A 15,172-nucleotide genomic window follows, 5' to 3' on the forward strand; every position below is an offset into this window, starting at 1 on the left:
AATGACCTCAGTTATTTTTATGGGCACCCCCGATTTTTCGGTACCAATTCTTGAAGGATTGGTTGAGAAGGGATACGAAGTTAAGGCGGTTGTAACCCAACCGGATAAAAAAGTGGGGCGCAAGCAGCTGGTAACGAAAACACCGGCAAAAATCGCGGCTGAGAAATTGGGCTTGCGGGTTTTCCAACCGGTTAAATTAAGAAAATCGCCAGAAATTGAAGAATTAATTGCAATGCATGCGGATTTGATTATTACCGCGGCCTACGGACAGTTTTTGCCGAGCAGGTTTTTAGAATCCGTCAAAATTGCGGCAGTTAATGTTCACGGTTCGCTTTTGCCAAAATATCGCGGCGGGGCGCCGATTCAGTATGCCCTTCTTAATGGTGATGCTGAAACGGGGATCACCATTATGAAAATGGTGAAAAAGATGGATGCGGGTGTAATGTATGCGCAGCAGGCACTTAAGATTGAGCCCAGCGATACGGCTGGCAGCTTATTTAGTAAGTTGGCACTGATCGGGCGTGATTTGCTTTTGGAAACTTTGCCGCGAATTATTGCCGGGACTGCGAAGCAAGTTACGCAGGATGAAAGCAAGGTAATCTTTTCACCCAATATTTCTAAAGCTCAGGAACAAATCAAATTAGAAATAACGGCCACGCAAGCAAATAACCTGGTCAGGGCCTTGAATCCCGATCCGGGTGCCTACCTTTTGGTTGGTGGTCAGCGCCTGAAAATTTGGCAGGCGGAGGTTAGTCCAGAGAAAACAAGCTTAGAAGCAGGGAAATTGATTGCAAATGATACACGTTTTGCCATCAGTTTTGCCGATGGTACCGTTTTAAACCTGCTTGAGGTGCAGCCGGCGGGCAAGAAACGGATGAAAATTAAAAATTTTTTGAATGGTCAAGGTTCTAAGTACCGCTTAGGAGAAAAAATTGTCGATGAATAAAAGCGCACGGGAAGTTGCACTTGAAACGCTAATCCGGGTTTTTACCAACAATTCCTATTCTAATATCAGCTTAAATAATAATTTACAGAGCACCGCTTTAACGGCAAAAGATCGTAATTTTGCGACGAGGCTGGTTTACGGCACGATCCAATATAAGTTGTATTTGCAATACCAGCTGCAGGGGCTGGTCAAGACCAAGCTGAGAGAGCCCTACCTTGAACCACTCTTATTAATGTCGCTTTACCAAATAATTTTTCTTGATAAGGTTCCCAACCGGGCGGTTCTTAATGAGGCAAATATCCTAGCCAAAAAAATGGGCGGCAAACATTCTGCCGGTTATAAAATAGTGAATGGGATTCTGCATGCATTTCTGCGGCGCGGCCAAGTGCTGCCAGCCAAAAGCAAACGGCGTGAATATTTGAGCATTAAAGAAAGTGTGCCACTGTGGTTGGTAGATTACCTTGACCACAACTGGGGTCAGGAACGGACTGAAAGTATCTTAGCCAGTATTAATGAACCCGCTAAAAACACGGTTCGCCTTTCTGCCTTAACTGCCCGTGAAGAGGTGGTTAAGGAGTTAACTGCATTGGGCTTTGCTCCGCAAGACTCGGCGCTTAATCCTAACGAGCTGGTGTTGGCGCGCGGCGGTGTTGCCGCCACAGATCTGTTTAAAACGGGCAAGCTGACGATTCAGGATGAAGCTGCCAGCCTAGCGGCCTTGGCCTTTGATTTTACCGGCACCGAAAATGTTTTGGATGCGTGCAGCGCCCCCGGCGGTAAAACGGTGCAAATTGCGGAACAGCTCCCTGCAGGTGAAGTCACCGCGTTAGATATTCATGAGAAGAAATTACGCTTGGTTCGCCAAAATGCCCAAAGAATGAATGTGGCTGAACGTGTCAAAACGCAGGCCATGGATGCCAGACAGGCGGGACAGCAATTTGCTGGGCATTCTTTTGCTAAAATATTGGTTGATGCCCCGTGTTCCGGCCTGGGTTTGTTGCGGCGCAAACCAGAAATCCGCTATACGAAAACGCCCGAGGATTTAATTAATTTGCAAAAAATTCAATTAGAGATTCTTGATAGTGTCAGCCCACTTCTGAAAAGTTTTGGGGAGCTAGTTTATTCAACATGCAGTATTGCGGTTGAAGAAGACGAAGAAGTTGTTAAAGCATTTTTGGAAAAACATCTCAATTTTGTCCTTCTTCCTTTTAAAGCGGGTAAAATAGAAGCAAAGACGGGAATGTTAAAAATTTTACCGGATAGTTATGGCAGTGACGGTTTCTTTATTGCCAAATTTGTAATGCGAGGTTAGGGTTTTGATTAAAACAGCATTTGCTTCCAGTATTGGTCGAATACGGAAAAGCAATCAAGATTTTGTTCAAGTTTTTAAAAATAAAACTGGGGCAACTTTAGCAATTGTCTGTGACGGCATGGGCGGTCACCAGGGCGGCGATGTCGCCTCCACGATGGCAGTCAGCCACATTGGGCATAACTTTATTACAACCGATTTTAATAATTGTGATGACGCGCATAGCTGGCTAGAAGTGCAGCTAAATGCGGAAAACGAAACGATTTTAAAAACAGCGGATCGTTTTCCGGATTTAAACGGCATGGGGACGACCATTGTGTTGGCAGTTGCCTTTAGCGCTGACGCATTGATTGCCCACCTCGGTGATTCGCGTGCATACAGCTATGTGGATGACACCTTTACCCAGCTGGTTGAGGACCATTCGCTGGTCAATGAGCTGGTTAAAATGGGCCAAATCACCAAGGAGCAGGCTAAGCACCACCCGCAAAAAAACATTATTACCCAGGCTTTAGGTGTTTCCAGCACAATTGATCCGGAATTTCGCCAGATTGCGCTGCACGATGGTGACATTATTTTACTTTGTACTGATGGCTTGACTAATTCCCTTGATGACCCGCAAATCCAACAAATACTGGCAACAAAAGAATTGCCACTGAAAGACCGCTGTCAAAAATTAATCAATGAGGCCAACCGGCTGGGCGGCGGCGATAATATTACGGTTTGCCTGTTAGCAAGTGAAGAAGGTGACGGCAAATGATTGAGAAGGGTTATTTGCTGGGCGACCGCTACCGGATCATTGACACCTTAGGTGAAGGCGGCATGGCTAATGTTTATTTGGCTGAAGATATTATTTTACAGCGCAAGGTTGCCGTTAAAATTCTCCGCCTTGATTTACGCAAGGAACCGCAGATTCTTGATCGTTTTAAACGTGAAGCCCTCGCTACCAGTGAACTTAGTCATCCTAATATTGTTCCGGTCTTGGATGTCGGCAGCGATCATGGACTGCCATATATGGTAATGGAATACGTTTCCGGCCCAGATTTAAAGCAGTATATTCGGAAAAATTATCCGCTTGACTTGCACGAAGTTATCCGAATCATGGACCAAATTTTAAGTGCGGTTTCTTTGGCTCATAACCACAATGTGATTCACCGTGATCTGAAGCCGCAGAATATTTTGATGGACCGCCACGGCAATATTAAAATTGCCGATTTTGGTATTGCGGTTGCTCTCAATCAGAGCACGGTCACGCAGACTAATTCGGCCATGGGGTCGGTTCACTACATGTCACCGGAGCAAACACGGGGCGGTTTGGTTACCAAGCAGTCCGATCTTTATTCGCTAGGTATCATTCTCTATGAACTGATTACCGGTAAAGTGCCGTTCGACGGTGACACAGCAGTGGCAATTGCGTTAAAGCACGCTCAGGAACCAATTCCGTCGCTTAAAGAAAAAGACGAGCAGATTCCGCAGGCATTGGAAAATGTGGTTTTGAAAGCAACCGCCAAGGATCCGCGGGATCGCTATGCTTCTGCTCAGGAGATGAAAGAGGACTTAGATACTAGTCTGGATCCGGCACGGGCCGGCGAAGCAGTTTTCCTGCCCGAGCACGCGGTAAATAACGACGAAACAATTGTCTTGCCGCAGTTTAAAAAGCAGGTTCCGGAAGAAGAGCCAGAGAAAAAAAAGGAAGAGGTTCATCAGCAAACTGAGCCAGCCGGCTTGGGCTTGAATTTAAAAAAGTACAAGTGGTGGTGGCTGTTTATCGGGCTTGCCGCTGTTTTAGTGGTTTGCTTGTTGCTATTTGTCTTGAATGGACGCAACCAGGTTAATGTCCCGGATGTGACCAACTTAACGGAAACATCGGCGCGGGCTAAATTGGTGAAGGCCGGCCTGAAAGTGGGTAGCGTTAGGCGTAAATATTCCGAAAATGTGTCTAAAGGTGAGGTGATCTCCTCTTCACCAGGCGCACAGCAATTGATTAATAAAGGCAGTGCCGTTGATCTGTATATTTCAAAGGGGCAAAATATGGTTAAGGTCCCGGACGTGGTTGGCAGCGATTATGATGACGCGGTTAAAAAACTGGAAAAAATGGGCTTTGAGGTCATTCGGGAAAACCAGTTTTCTGATGAGGTTCCCCCAGATCACATTATCAATCAGAGCATTGCTGCCGGTGTCGAAGTCAAACCAACACAAACAACGATTACGTTACTAGTGTCTAAGGGGCGGAATGCTCCCCAACCAAAAGATACGATTAAGCTGAAAGATTTAAAGGATAGTTCCCTTAAATATGCACAAGAGTATGCGCGTGAGCATGGCTTGACTTTGCAGATTATTCAAAAATATTCTGATAAAGTGGATAAGAACACGGTAATCTCAATGGCTCCAAGTGCAGGTACTAAGGTTGAACGGGGTTCAACGATTACTGTCACGATCTCCAAGGGTGCTGAGAAAGATGTAAATTCAAGCATCGTTAAAACATTTACGGTCAACTATAAGGAAAATGACGATGATGACAATGATGATGAAAATGAGACAGACCCAAGCAATCATGTGCAAATTTATATTTCGGATGACAAGCATTCTCTGAGCAACATTTACCGTGATCTGTACATTAAGCGTGATACCAACTTTTCAATTCCGTTTTCTTTGAAGAATGGTGCCGGCGAATTGAAGGTAGTCAGGGATGGGCAGACGATATTGAACGAAAAGGTAAGCAAATGAGTAAAGAAACGCAAGGAATCGTTGTTGGCCTAATTGCTGGTTTTTATGATGTCCAGACGCATGCAGGCGTTATCAGAACCCGGGCCCGCGGCAATTTTCGCAATAATGGTCAAAAACCGGTGGTTGGCGATCAGGTTCAGATTAGGATTGATAAAGGCATGGGTTATTTGACAGCAATTTTACCCCGATTCAATCTGATTGGGCGGCCCGCGGTTGCCAACGTCAGCCACGTCTTATTGGTGATGTCAGCTGTGCAGCCGGACTTTTCATTGCAGCTGCTCGACCGTTTCCTGACATTTTTTGCTTGGAAAAAAGTGCCGGTATGCATTTATCTGTCGAAGAGTGATTTACTGCCCGCGATAAAAGTTGCAGCAGTCAAGAAATTACTGGCATATTACCAGCAAATTGGCTATCCGATTTTTGCTGACTGGCAGGCCTTGTCTGGAAAAATTCCCCAAATAATTGGTAGGGACCAAATCTGGACGTTGGCCGGGCAATCCGGTGCAGGCAAGTCGACCTTGATCAATCATTTGAAAAAGGGGCTTAAGCAGGAGACAGCAGCAATTTCCACGAGTTTAAACCGGGGCAAGCACACGACCAGAACTGTGCAGCTCTTTCCTCTCGCTAACGGTTTTTTGGCCGACACTCCTGGCTTTTCGGCGATTGACTTGACACCGATTAAACTGACTGAGCTAGCGACCTACTTTGTGGAGTTCAAACGTGCCAGCAGCAAGTGCAAATTCCGCGGTTGCCAGCACCTGCAGGAACCGGGTTGCGAGGTTAAGCGGCTGGTTGAAAGCGGCGAAATCATGCAAAGCCGCTACGACGACTATCTGCTGATGAGAGAAGAAATTAGCGCGGGAAGAATTCCCGAATACTTAAAAAAGCGAGGTAAAAAATGATCATTGCACCATCAATTTTAAATGCAGATAATTTAAATTTGCAGAAAGATATTAAGCAGGCGATTACAGCTGGTATCAGCCGTTTTCACATTGACATTATGGACGGGCACTTTGTGCCTAACCTGTCATATGGCCCGGAGTTAGTCAGTGATTTCCGGCAGGAATTTCCTGCTAGTCAGCTGGAGATTCACCTAATGAGTGACAAACCGGATGTTTTGGTTCCGGCTTTTGTCAAAGCGGGTGCGGATATGGTTGAATTGCACTACGAGGCAATGGATGAGGATGAACTTAATCACTGGCTTGATTATTTAAGGCAAAACCAGGTCAATGCTGGGTTAGTATTAAATCCGGATACACCGGTGACCGTTTTAGAAAAGTTTATGTCTAAGCTGGATCAGGTTTTGTTGATGACCGTTTATCCTGGTTTTGGCGGACAAAAGTTTATACCGGAATCACGTGAGAGAATTGCCCAGGCGGTTAAGCTCTTGAAAATGGCTGACAAGAAAATTCCGCTGGAAGTTGACGGTGGAATTAACGGTGAAACGGCTGGATTAGCAAAGGCAGCAGGAGCAGAAATATTTGTTGCTGGTTCGTATATTTTTAAAAACGGCAATATTGCCGGACAGATTAAAGAGTTGGAAGCAATCCTTAAATGAAAGCATACGCATTATTAGGCGGCCCTAAAACTGAGTGGCCTAAAGACATTGAAAAGAAGTTAAGGGCGGCTCAGAATAATGGTGAGCTATTGATTGGTGTGGATCGTGGCTGCCTGCTGTTAGAAGAAATGGGACTGATACCTGATCTAGCTGTTGGCGATTTCGATTCACTTAGAAATACAGAATTGGCGCAAGTTGAAAAGCAAATACCTGATATTCGCTATTCGTTACCTGAAAAAGATTTTACTGATTCAGAATTAATGGTTAGATATGCTTTTAAGGAGTATCGTGTGGAAACATTAACTCTATATGGAGCAACTGGCGGCCGCCTTGACCATCTGTTGATCAATTTACTGTTGGCAGTTGATCCTGAGGTTCGTCCTTATGCAGAAAGACTCAGGATAATTGATCAGCAAAATTTCCTTACTTTTTATGATGCAGGTAAACATAAAATAATTAAAAGGGAACCATTTAATTATTTTGGCTTTGCTAGCCTGACAGCAGTCAAAAATTTGAATCTTAGTAAGGCTAAGTATAATTTGGCAGACTATTCAAAAGATTATCCGTTTTCTTTTAGTTCAAATGAGTTTTTGCCGGGTTGTGATTATTTTGAATTAGACGTAGAAAAGGGTTTAGTGGCTGTGGTTCAATGTAAAGATATTGATCGGTACCAAAAAGTGTAAGTCATGAAAAAAGACAGCATTTTGACGTGCTGTCTTTTTCGTTTTGCAAAAATTTGGAAATAAAAAAATCCGAAAAACAGCTTTTCGGATTTTTATTATTAGGCACGGGTTACCTTACCAGACTTCAGAGTCTTGGTTGATACCCATACACGCTTTGGCTTACCATCAACAAGAATGCGAACTTTTTGAAGGTTTGGCTTCCATGTGCGCCGCGCTGAGTTTAATGAGTGGGAGCGAGTGTTACCAAAAGTGGTCTTTTTACCTGTAATATAATCTTTTGCCATTTGCTAAACCTCCTTTATTTGTGTTTTCATACTTAATAACGATAGCATAAGTTTTTCCGCTTTGCAAGATGAAAAGTATTTTTCAAAAATGGTTTTTTAGCCGATACTTGTTTACTATGATAGAATAAAGGTATTATTTATAAATAAATGAGACGGAGGATAAACATGGCTGTTAAAATCAAAACGAAAGATGGTTTGATTGATATTTCAAACGGAGTAATTGCTACGGTTGTCGGCAGTGCTGCGACATCCAATTATGGGGTTGTCGGGATGGCATCGAAAAATGCAATTCGTGATGGCTTTGATGGTATTCTTAACCGGGCCAACTATAAGCGCGGCGTTGTTGTTAAGTCAGAAGATAATGAAATTACGGTTGATGTTTACATTATTATTGGTTATGGCTTAAAAATTTCGGAAGTTAGCCGCAATGTCCAAAATAGTGTCAAGTTTAATTTGAAGAATCAGCTGGGAATTAATACTAAGGCCGTTAATGTCATCGTGCAAAATGTGAAGGTACTTGACGAATAACGCCGACGGAGGTTGAAAACATTGGTTTTAAAAGAAATAGATAGTAAAAAGTTTAGAGATATGGTGCGGGTTGCCACCCACAGGATCGGCAGAAACGCGGAATTTGTTAACTCACTGAATGTTTTTCCCGTTCCCGATGGTGATACCGGAACTAATATGAATTTGACTATTGAAAGCGGCGCAAAGGCTGTTGCCGAAAATCCAAGTACCAAAGTCGGCGATTTGACCGAAAGTCTGTCTAAAGGGATGCTGATGGGTGCCCGCGGTAACAGCGGTGTTATTTCGTCACAGCTCTTTCGCGGCTTCTACAAGGCAACCCAAGGAATGAATACCCTGAATGCGCAGGAATTGGCTAATGCTTTTACTAATGGAGTAGCAACTGCTTATAAGGCAGTGATGAAGCCCGTTGAAGGGACGATTTTGACGGTTGCGCGGGTTGCTGCCCAGGAAGGTGCCAATAAGGCTAACGAGACTGATGATGTTGAGGCCGTGATGAAGGCCATTGTAGAGGGTGCCAAAAAGTCCTTGAAGACAACGCCAGATTTGCTGCCTGTATTAAAGCAGGTTGGGGTGGTTGATTCCGGCGGTCAAGGTCTGCTCTTTATCTATGAGGGCTTTCTTGAAGGAATTTTGGGTGAAAACTTTGCTGACCAATACCAGCCCGATGCCGGTGAAATGGATGAAATGATTAACGCCATGCACCACCAGTCCGTTCAAAGCCAGCTGGCAACCCAAGATATTAAGAACGGTTACTGTACAGAAATCATGGTAGATTTGACGGCAGATGTGCCTAACAAACAGCCGTTCAACCTTGAAGAATTCCGTAAGCACCTGTCAAGCTTAGGTGATTCATTATTAGCGGTATCTGATGATGAAGTTGCTAAGGTTCATATTCATACTGAACATCCGGGTTCGGTTTTCCAGTACGGCAAGCAGTTTGGGCAATTGGGTAAAATCAAAATTGATAACATGCGGATTCAGCATGAAACAATCGTCAACAGCAATGATGAAAAACAAGACAGTGTTGACTTTGCCGTGATTGCTGTTGCTTCGGGCAACGGTATTCGCAAACTGTTTGAAAGCGAGGGTGTTAACCGCATTATTTCCGGCGGGCAGACGATGAATCCGTCGACGCAGGATATCATTGATGCGATTAAGAAGTCCGGTGCCAAGAAGGCAATTGTTTTGCCAAATAACGGCAACATTGTCATGGCTGCCAAACAGGCCGCTGAGGTTAGCGATATTCCCGTGGGAATTGTGCCGACCAAGACGATTTCCCAGGGATTAACTGCGATGCTTTCGTTTGATGCCGACAGTTCCGTTGATGATAATGTTAAAAACATGACGGAAGACCTGGAAACAGTCGTTTCTGGAGAAGTTACTCAGGCCAACCGTGATACCGTGATTAATGAGGTTGAGGTTCATAAAAATGATTACCTGGGTATTGTTGATGGTGATATCAGGGTTGATGATCCTGATTTGATTGCAGCAACGGTTAAAATGGTGGGAAAGATGCTCGATGAAGATTCGGAAATCATTACCATTATGTTCGGCCGGGATGCAAACAAGGATCAGGCAGAGCAGGTGCAGGCGCAGTTGGAAAAGAAGTATGATGGTCTTGAATTCGAGATTCATGATGGCGGGCAACCGGTGTATCATTTCTTAGTTTCTGTTGAATAAGATGGCGATTGCAGACTTATTTGCGCCTATTACCGATTTAAAAGGTGTCGGAACTAAAACTGCAGCCAATTTTGCCAGTCTGGGCATTTACAGCATTTATGATCTATTGTTTTACTTTCCGTTTCGTTATGATGAATTACAAACCTTACCGCTCGACCAAGTCATGGATGGTCAAAAGGTAATGCTCAAGGGAATTGTGGCGACCGATGCGTTTGTCAGCCGTCTCGGGTATAAAAAAAGCCGCCTCAGTTTTAAAATGCGGATTGACCATGAAGTTATCATGGTCAATTTTTTTAATCAGCCATGGTTAAGGCAAAAGATTGCGGTTGGCAGGGAAGTTGCGGTTTATGGCAAATATAACGTCGCCCGGCAGAGCTTATCTGGGTTTAAGTTTGTTGCTGCAAAAGAAAATGATAGCGGCATGGCGCCGGTTTATCCGGTTAACCGGCATGTACGGCAAAAAAAACTTGTTGAGTTAATCAATCAGGCAATTACTGATTTTTTGCCGGATATCTGTGATGTGGTTCCCGAGAAAGTGCGGCAAAAGTATCGTCTCCTGTCGGATCAAATAACGGTTTACCGCATGCACCATCCCAAAAATACACAAGAAGCAAAGCTGGCCAAAAGGAGCGCAATTTTCCGCGAATTTTTCATTTTTGAAACGGAATTGGCCCTTTTAACCAGCAGCAATGCTCACAATGGCAAGGGGATCGCAAAAGATTATGATCTGGCGGAGGTTAATAAATTAACTAAACTTCTGCCGTTTGAATTATCTGCCGACCAAAAGCAGGTAGTTAACGAAATTTTTGCAGATCTGCATTCATCAAAGCAGATGCGTCGTCTCTTACAGGGAGATGTCGGTTCCGGCAAAACGGTGGTTGCCGTTTATGCTATCTACGCCGCAATTACCGCTGGTTACCAGGCAGCCCTGATGGTACCAACCGAAATTTTGGCCAGTCAGCATTTTAAGAAAATTGATGACTTGCTTCGTCCCTTAGGTGTGCGGACAGCCCTGCTGACAGGAACAACCAAGGCACTTGAGCGGCGGGAAATTTATCAAGAGCTGACTGACGGAACCATTAATGTGGTGATCGGGACACACGCTCTGATTCAGGATAAAGTTATTTTTAAAAAATTAGGGCTGGTGATCATTGATGAACAGCACCGCTTTGGTGTGGGGCAGCGCCAGGCCTTGATTAATAAGGGCAACCAGCCGGATATCCTGGTCATGACGGCGACGCCGATTCCGCGCACTCTTGCTTTGACTGTCTATGGCGACATGGCAGTATCCGAAATTCGTCATCTGCCTTCCGGTCGCAAGCCGATCATTTCGGCATGGAAAACCAGCAATCAAATGGATGAAGTTTATTCCTTGATGAGGAAACAGTTGGCCCAAGGTTTTCAAATTTATGCCGTTACCCCGCTGATTACGGAATCTGAGGCACTGGACCTAAAAAATGCGGAAGAGCTTTATGCCAAATTGACCCATGATTTTCCTGAGCAAAGGGTCGTGCTGCTGCACGGACAGATGCCGGGGAATAAAAAAGACGAAATTATGGGGCAATTTGCGGCCGGTGAAATCAATATTTTGGTTGCAACCAGCGTGATTGAGGTTGGCGTTGATGTGGCTAATGCCAACATGATGGTTATCTATAATGCCGATCGTTTTGGCATCAGCCAGCTGCATCAGCTGCGTGGCCGGATTGGCCGGGGACAAACACAGAGCTACTGTATTTTTCTGGCTGATCCCAAAACCGATTCGGGTAAAGCCCGCATGAAGGTTGTTTCCGCAACCAGCGATGGTTTTAAATTAGCCGAAGAAGATTTAAAAATGCGCGGAGAAGGTGATTTGTTCGGCAAGGCCCAGTCGGGCCTGCCTGAGTTCAAGGTAGGCAACGTGGTTAACGATTACAATACGTTGCGGGTGGCTCAACAGGTTGCCAAGGATTTGGTAGCCCAAGATCCCCTGTTGCAAAAAAAATCGAACAATTCTCTTAAACAGGTGCTAAAATATAAACAATTGGCACAAGAACGAACATAGAAAAGGCTGTGGTAAAATCAATGAAAACAATTGCGATTGACACAATGGGCGGTGAAAACGCCCCAGAGGCAATAGTTGCGGCTGTCTTAAAGGCAAAGGATGAGCTTAAGAAAACCAAATTTATTTTATTTGGTGATGAAGCACAAATAAAAAAGTTATTGCCAAAAGAAGAACTTGATGACCGAATACAGGTGGTTGCCACGACGCAGCTGATTATGGATGATGATGAACCCGTCAAGGCAATTCGGGCAAAGAAGGATTCATCAATGGTTGCAGCGGCTCAGTTTGTGAAGGAAGGGAAAGCCGATGCAATTTTATCTTTAGGCAATACCGGTGCTCTTCTTGCCTGTGGCATTTTTATTATCGGCCGCATCAAGGGAATAGCGCGGCCGGGTTTAATGCCGACCTTGCCGGTAAAAAATTCGGATGATGGCTTTAATATGATTGATGTTGGTGCTAATGCCAAGACCAAGCCGGAATACCTGCTGCAGTGGGCTGAGATGGCTGCCTATTATGCGGAAAAGGTACGCGGAATTGCTAATCCGCGGGTTATGCTGCTAAATAATGGTTCCGAATACGATAAGGGCGATGATACTCACCAGGCTGCTTATAATCTGCTGAAAGAGAGCGGGCTTAATTTTACCGGTAATATTGAGGGTAACGAATTACTGCTGGGTAAAGCGGACGTCGTTGTCACCGATGGTTTTACCGGTAATGCCATCCTGAAAAATATTGAGGGGACGTCAAGTGTGCTGCTCCATTTGCTAAAGGACAGCCTGCTCAACAGCGGGCTGAAAGCCAAAGTCGGTGCCTTGCTGATTAAAGACGCACTAAAGGGAATTATTTCAAAGTTTGACACTGCCAAGTACGGCGGTGCGGTGCTTCTAGGAGTCAACGCTCCGGTGGTTAAAACGCACGGGCGGTCTGACGAGCGGGCAATTTATTTTACGCTTAAGCAAATTGATAAAATTTTACAAGAGAAAATTATCGACCAGTTTAAGCTGCAATTTGCTAAAATAAAATAATAGACATTAACGAAAAGAGGAGAAAAATGTCAAAAGATGAAATTTTCGCCAAGATTCAAGGATTACTTGCTGATACGTTTGAGGTTGATAAGAATAAAATCACAAATGAGACCAATTTCACCAAGGACTTAGATGCCGATTCAATCGACCTTGTTGAATTTATTTTACAATTAGAGGATGAATTTGGGGCAGAAATTCCTGATGAAGATGCCGAAAAGATTGCAACTGTAGGGGATGCAGTCGATTATATTGTGGCACATCAGAAGTAGTTTTTGCTTAAAAAGCGCTTACTGCATTTGCATGTGAGGCTGATAGTGGTTATAATTAGAAAACAAAAATAGAAAGATTAAAGTCCTTTTAAATTGTTGAAAAATTGAGATGGAGGAATGAACTTTGGAGAAACAAAGTGATCTCTTACTGGACATTCAACATTTGCATACGGCTTACCGTCTGCAAGGAAAGTTTTATGACGCTGCGGATGATGTGAACATCACTCTGAAGCGTGATGAAATTTTGGCAATTGTTGGTGAATCCGGTTGTGGAAAGAGTACAATTGCTGCAAGTATTATTGGTTTATACGACCAGAAAAACACAAAGGTGACAGGGGATATTCTTTATAATGAATTGAATCTGGTAGGACTGAATGAATCGCTTTTTAATAAAATTCGTGGTGACAAGATTGGCATGATCTTCCAGGATCCGCTAGCCAGCCTTAATCCGTTGATGCGGGTTGGTGACCAGGTCGCTGAAACCTTGTACTACCATACGGATATGGATGACAAGGCACGTCGTGCCCGCGTGATTGAATTGTTCAATCAGGTAGGGATGCCGAAGCCGGATGAAATGTATGCGATGTACCCGCACGAGCTTTCCGGCGGTTTGCGGCAGCGTGTAGTTATTGCATTGGCGATTGCCTGCAAACCAGAGATCATTATTGCTGATGAGCCGACAACGGCTTTGGATGTAACGATTCAGGCTCAGATTTTGGACTTGCTTGAAGATATTCAGCGTGAATCACATTCCGGAATCATTTTGATTACCCACGATTTGGGCGTTGTGGCTGAAACCGCTGATGAAGTAGCGGTTATGTATGCCGGACAAATTGTTGAAAAGGCTGATGTGAGAACTATTTTTGAACACCCGCTTCATCCATACACAAGATCGCTTCTGAATTCAATGCCGCAAGCAGATGCTTCTGAAGATGACGACTTGCACGTTATTCAGGGAACTGTTCCATCATTAAAGAATATGCCGCGTGAAGGTGACCGGTTTGCTGCAAGGATTCCATGGATTCCCGCAAGTGCTCATGAAGAAGAACCAACGATGCATGAGGTTGAACCTGGACATTGGGTAAGGTGTACTTGCTGGAAGACATTCCACTTTCAAGATGAGCAAGAAGAAGTAAGTGGGGAATAAGTTATGGCGAACGAAATAATTCAAATCAAAGATTTAAAAGTCCATTATCCAATTCGTTCCGGTTTTTGGAACCGAATAACTGACTATGTGCGTGCAGTTGATGGCATTACTATCGCGATTAATGAAGGTGAAACCTATGGTTTGATTGGTGAATCAGGTTCGGGTAAGTCAACCACTGGGAAGGCAATTGTTGGTGTTGAGCCGGTTACCAGCGGCAAGATCATTTATAAGGGGATGGATATTACTAGAGCTCGTAACAGAAGAAAGTTGCATTATAATAAAGACGTGCAGATGATCTTCCAGGATTCGCTTTCTAGCCTTAATCCGCGAAAACGGATTGAAGATATCATTGCCGAACCGATTCGCAACTTTGAAAATCTGACAACGGATCAGGAACGGGAACGGGTACAAGAATTACTTGATATCGTTGGAATGCCGAGTGATTCGTTGTACAAGTACCCCCATGAATTTTCCGGTGGTCAGCGGCAGCGAATCGGTGTGGCGCGGGCAGTTGCAACTAACCCGAAGCTGATTGTTGCCGATGAGCCGACCAGTGCCTTGGATTTGTCTGTTCAGGCCCAGGTGTTGAATTTTATGAAGCATATTCAGCAGCAGTATGACATTGCTTATCTGTTTATTTCCCATGACTTGGGTGTTGTTAAGCATATGTCAGAGAATCTGGCGATTATGCACCGGGGTCGAATCGTTGAATTAGGTACCCGTGAGGATATTTATAATCACCCAATGCATATCTATACCAAGCGTCTGCTTTCAGCAATTCCAGTGGTTGATGTTGATCACCGCGAGGAACATAAGAAAGAACGTGCACGGGTTGAAAAAGAATTCCAGGAAAACCAGAGTAAATGGTACGACAAAGATGGGCGGGTTTATCCGCTGCAGCTTGTTGCCCCAGGACACTGGGTTGCTCTTCCGAAAAATCAAGTGGCACAAGAATTAAACGAAAAGGAGAGTGACTAA

At 44.3% G+C, this 15,172-nt stretch carries 15 protein-coding genes; 14 read left to right on the plus strand and 1 reads right to left on the minus strand.

Features of this window, described 5'->3' with window-relative positions; all coding sequences use genetic code 11:
* Position 1 precedes the first annotated feature (1 nt).
* From fmt to PT285_RS04925, 7 genes are read left to right on the plus strand one after another with little or no spacing between them, the layout of a single operon-like run.
* On the plus strand, positions 2–946 hold the full coding sequence (gene fmt / locus PT285_RS04895) for a methionyl-tRNA formyltransferase (protein ID WP_277148311.1): 945 nt from the start codon (positions 2–4) through the stop codon (positions 944–946).
* Positions 939–2,258 (plus strand): 16S rRNA (cytosine(967)-C(5))-methyltransferase RsmB, encoded by a 1,320-nt coding sequence (gene rsmB / locus PT285_RS04900; protein WP_308203013.1) that lies wholly within the window; start codon positions 939–941, stop codon positions 2,256–2,258. The genes fmt and rsmB overlap by 8 nt, the downstream gene beginning before the upstream one ends.
* 4 nt (positions 2,259–2,262) lie before the next feature.
* Complete coding sequence (locus PT285_RS04905) at positions 2,263–3,012, plus strand: Stp1/IreP family PP2C-type Ser/Thr phosphatase (protein ID WP_277148316.1); 750 nt, start codon at positions 2,263–2,265, stop codon at positions 3,010–3,012.
* Positions 3,009–4,979 (plus strand): Stk1 family PASTA domain-containing Ser/Thr kinase, encoded by a 1,971-nt coding sequence (gene pknB / locus PT285_RS04910; RefSeq protein WP_277148318.1) that lies wholly within the window; start codon positions 3,009–3,011, stop codon positions 4,977–4,979. Before PT285_RS04905 ends, pknB begins: the two co-directional genes overlap by 4 nt.
* Positions 4,976–5,881 carry a ribosome small subunit-dependent GTPase A gene (gene rsgA, locus PT285_RS04915; protein WP_277148320.1) on the plus strand — a complete coding sequence of 302 codons (906 nt, stop codon included), beginning with the start codon at positions 4,976–4,978 and terminating at the stop codon, positions 5,879–5,881. The genes pknB and rsgA overlap by 4 nt, the downstream gene beginning before the upstream one ends.
* The gene (gene rpe, locus PT285_RS04920; protein WP_277148322.1) at positions 5,878–6,537 is read left to right on the plus strand and encodes a ribulose-phosphate 3-epimerase; all 660 of its coding nucleotides are present in this window, start codon (positions 5,878–5,880) and stop codon (positions 6,535–6,537) included. Before rsgA ends, rpe begins: the two co-directional genes overlap by 4 nt.
* Entirely contained in the window at positions 6,534–7,220 is a 687-nt protein-coding gene (locus tag PT285_RS04925) for a thiamine diphosphokinase (RefSeq protein WP_277148324.1), read from the plus strand. Before rpe ends, PT285_RS04925 begins: the two co-directional genes overlap by 4 nt.
* A gap of 98 nt (positions 7,221–7,318) precedes the next feature.
* On the opposite strand, the gene rpmB is transcribed toward PT285_RS04925, so the two are convergent.
* The gene (rpmB, locus tag PT285_RS04930; protein WP_277148326.1) at positions 7,319–7,504 is read right to left on the minus strand and encodes a 50S ribosomal protein L28; all 186 of its coding nucleotides are present in this window, start codon (positions 7,502–7,504) and stop codon (positions 7,319–7,321) included.
* 165 nt (positions 7,505–7,669) lie between these two features.
* Here rpmB and PT285_RS04935 point away from each other — a divergent pair, with 165 nt between their 5' ends.
* The 7 genes from PT285_RS04935 (at position 7,670) to PT285_RS04965 (ending at position 15,172) form a co-directional block, all read left to right on the plus strand.
* Positions 7,670–8,032, plus strand: coding sequence for an Asp23/Gls24 family envelope stress response protein (locus tag PT285_RS04935; RefSeq protein ID WP_277148328.1), 363 nt, complete (start codon positions 7,670–7,672; stop codon positions 8,030–8,032).
* Positions 8,033–8,053: 21 nt separating this feature from the next.
* Positions 8,054–9,712 carry a DAK2 domain-containing protein gene (locus PT285_RS04940; protein WP_277148330.1) on the plus strand — a complete coding sequence of 553 codons (1,659 nt, stop codon included), beginning with the start codon at positions 8,054–8,056 and terminating at the stop codon, positions 9,710–9,712.
* A gap of 1 nt (position 9,713) precedes the next feature.
* Positions 9,714–11,753 carry an ATP-dependent DNA helicase RecG gene (recG, locus tag PT285_RS04945; RefSeq protein ID WP_277148332.1) on the plus strand — a complete coding sequence of 680 codons (2,040 nt, stop codon included), beginning with the start codon at positions 9,714–9,716 and terminating at the stop codon, positions 11,751–11,753.
* Between the two features lie 20 nt (positions 11,754–11,773).
* Positions 11,774–12,778 (plus strand): phosphate acyltransferase PlsX, encoded by a 1,005-nt coding sequence (gene plsX, locus PT285_RS04950; protein WP_277148333.1) that lies wholly within the window; start codon positions 11,774–11,776, stop codon positions 12,776–12,778.
* A 26-nt stretch (positions 12,779–12,804) separates the two neighbouring features.
* The gene (gene acpP / locus PT285_RS04955) at positions 12,805–13,047 is read left to right on the plus strand and encodes an acyl carrier protein (RefSeq protein ID WP_277148334.1); all 243 of its coding nucleotides are present in this window, start codon (positions 12,805–12,807) and stop codon (positions 13,045–13,047) included.
* A gap of 124 nt (positions 13,048–13,171) precedes the next feature.
* Positions 13,172–14,194, plus strand: coding sequence for an ABC transporter ATP-binding protein (locus tag PT285_RS04960; protein ID WP_277148335.1), 1,023 nt, complete (start codon positions 13,172–13,174; stop codon positions 14,192–14,194).
* A 3-nt stretch (positions 14,195–14,197) separates the two neighbouring features.
* Positions 14,198–15,172, plus strand: coding sequence for an ATP-binding cassette domain-containing protein (locus PT285_RS04965; protein WP_277148336.1), 975 nt, complete (start codon positions 14,198–14,200; stop codon positions 15,170–15,172).

The sequence above is a fragment of the Lactobacillus sp. ESL0791 genome, assembly GCF_029433255.1.
Classification (GTDB): Bacteria; Bacillota; Bacilli; order Lactobacillales; family Lactobacillaceae; genus Lactobacillus.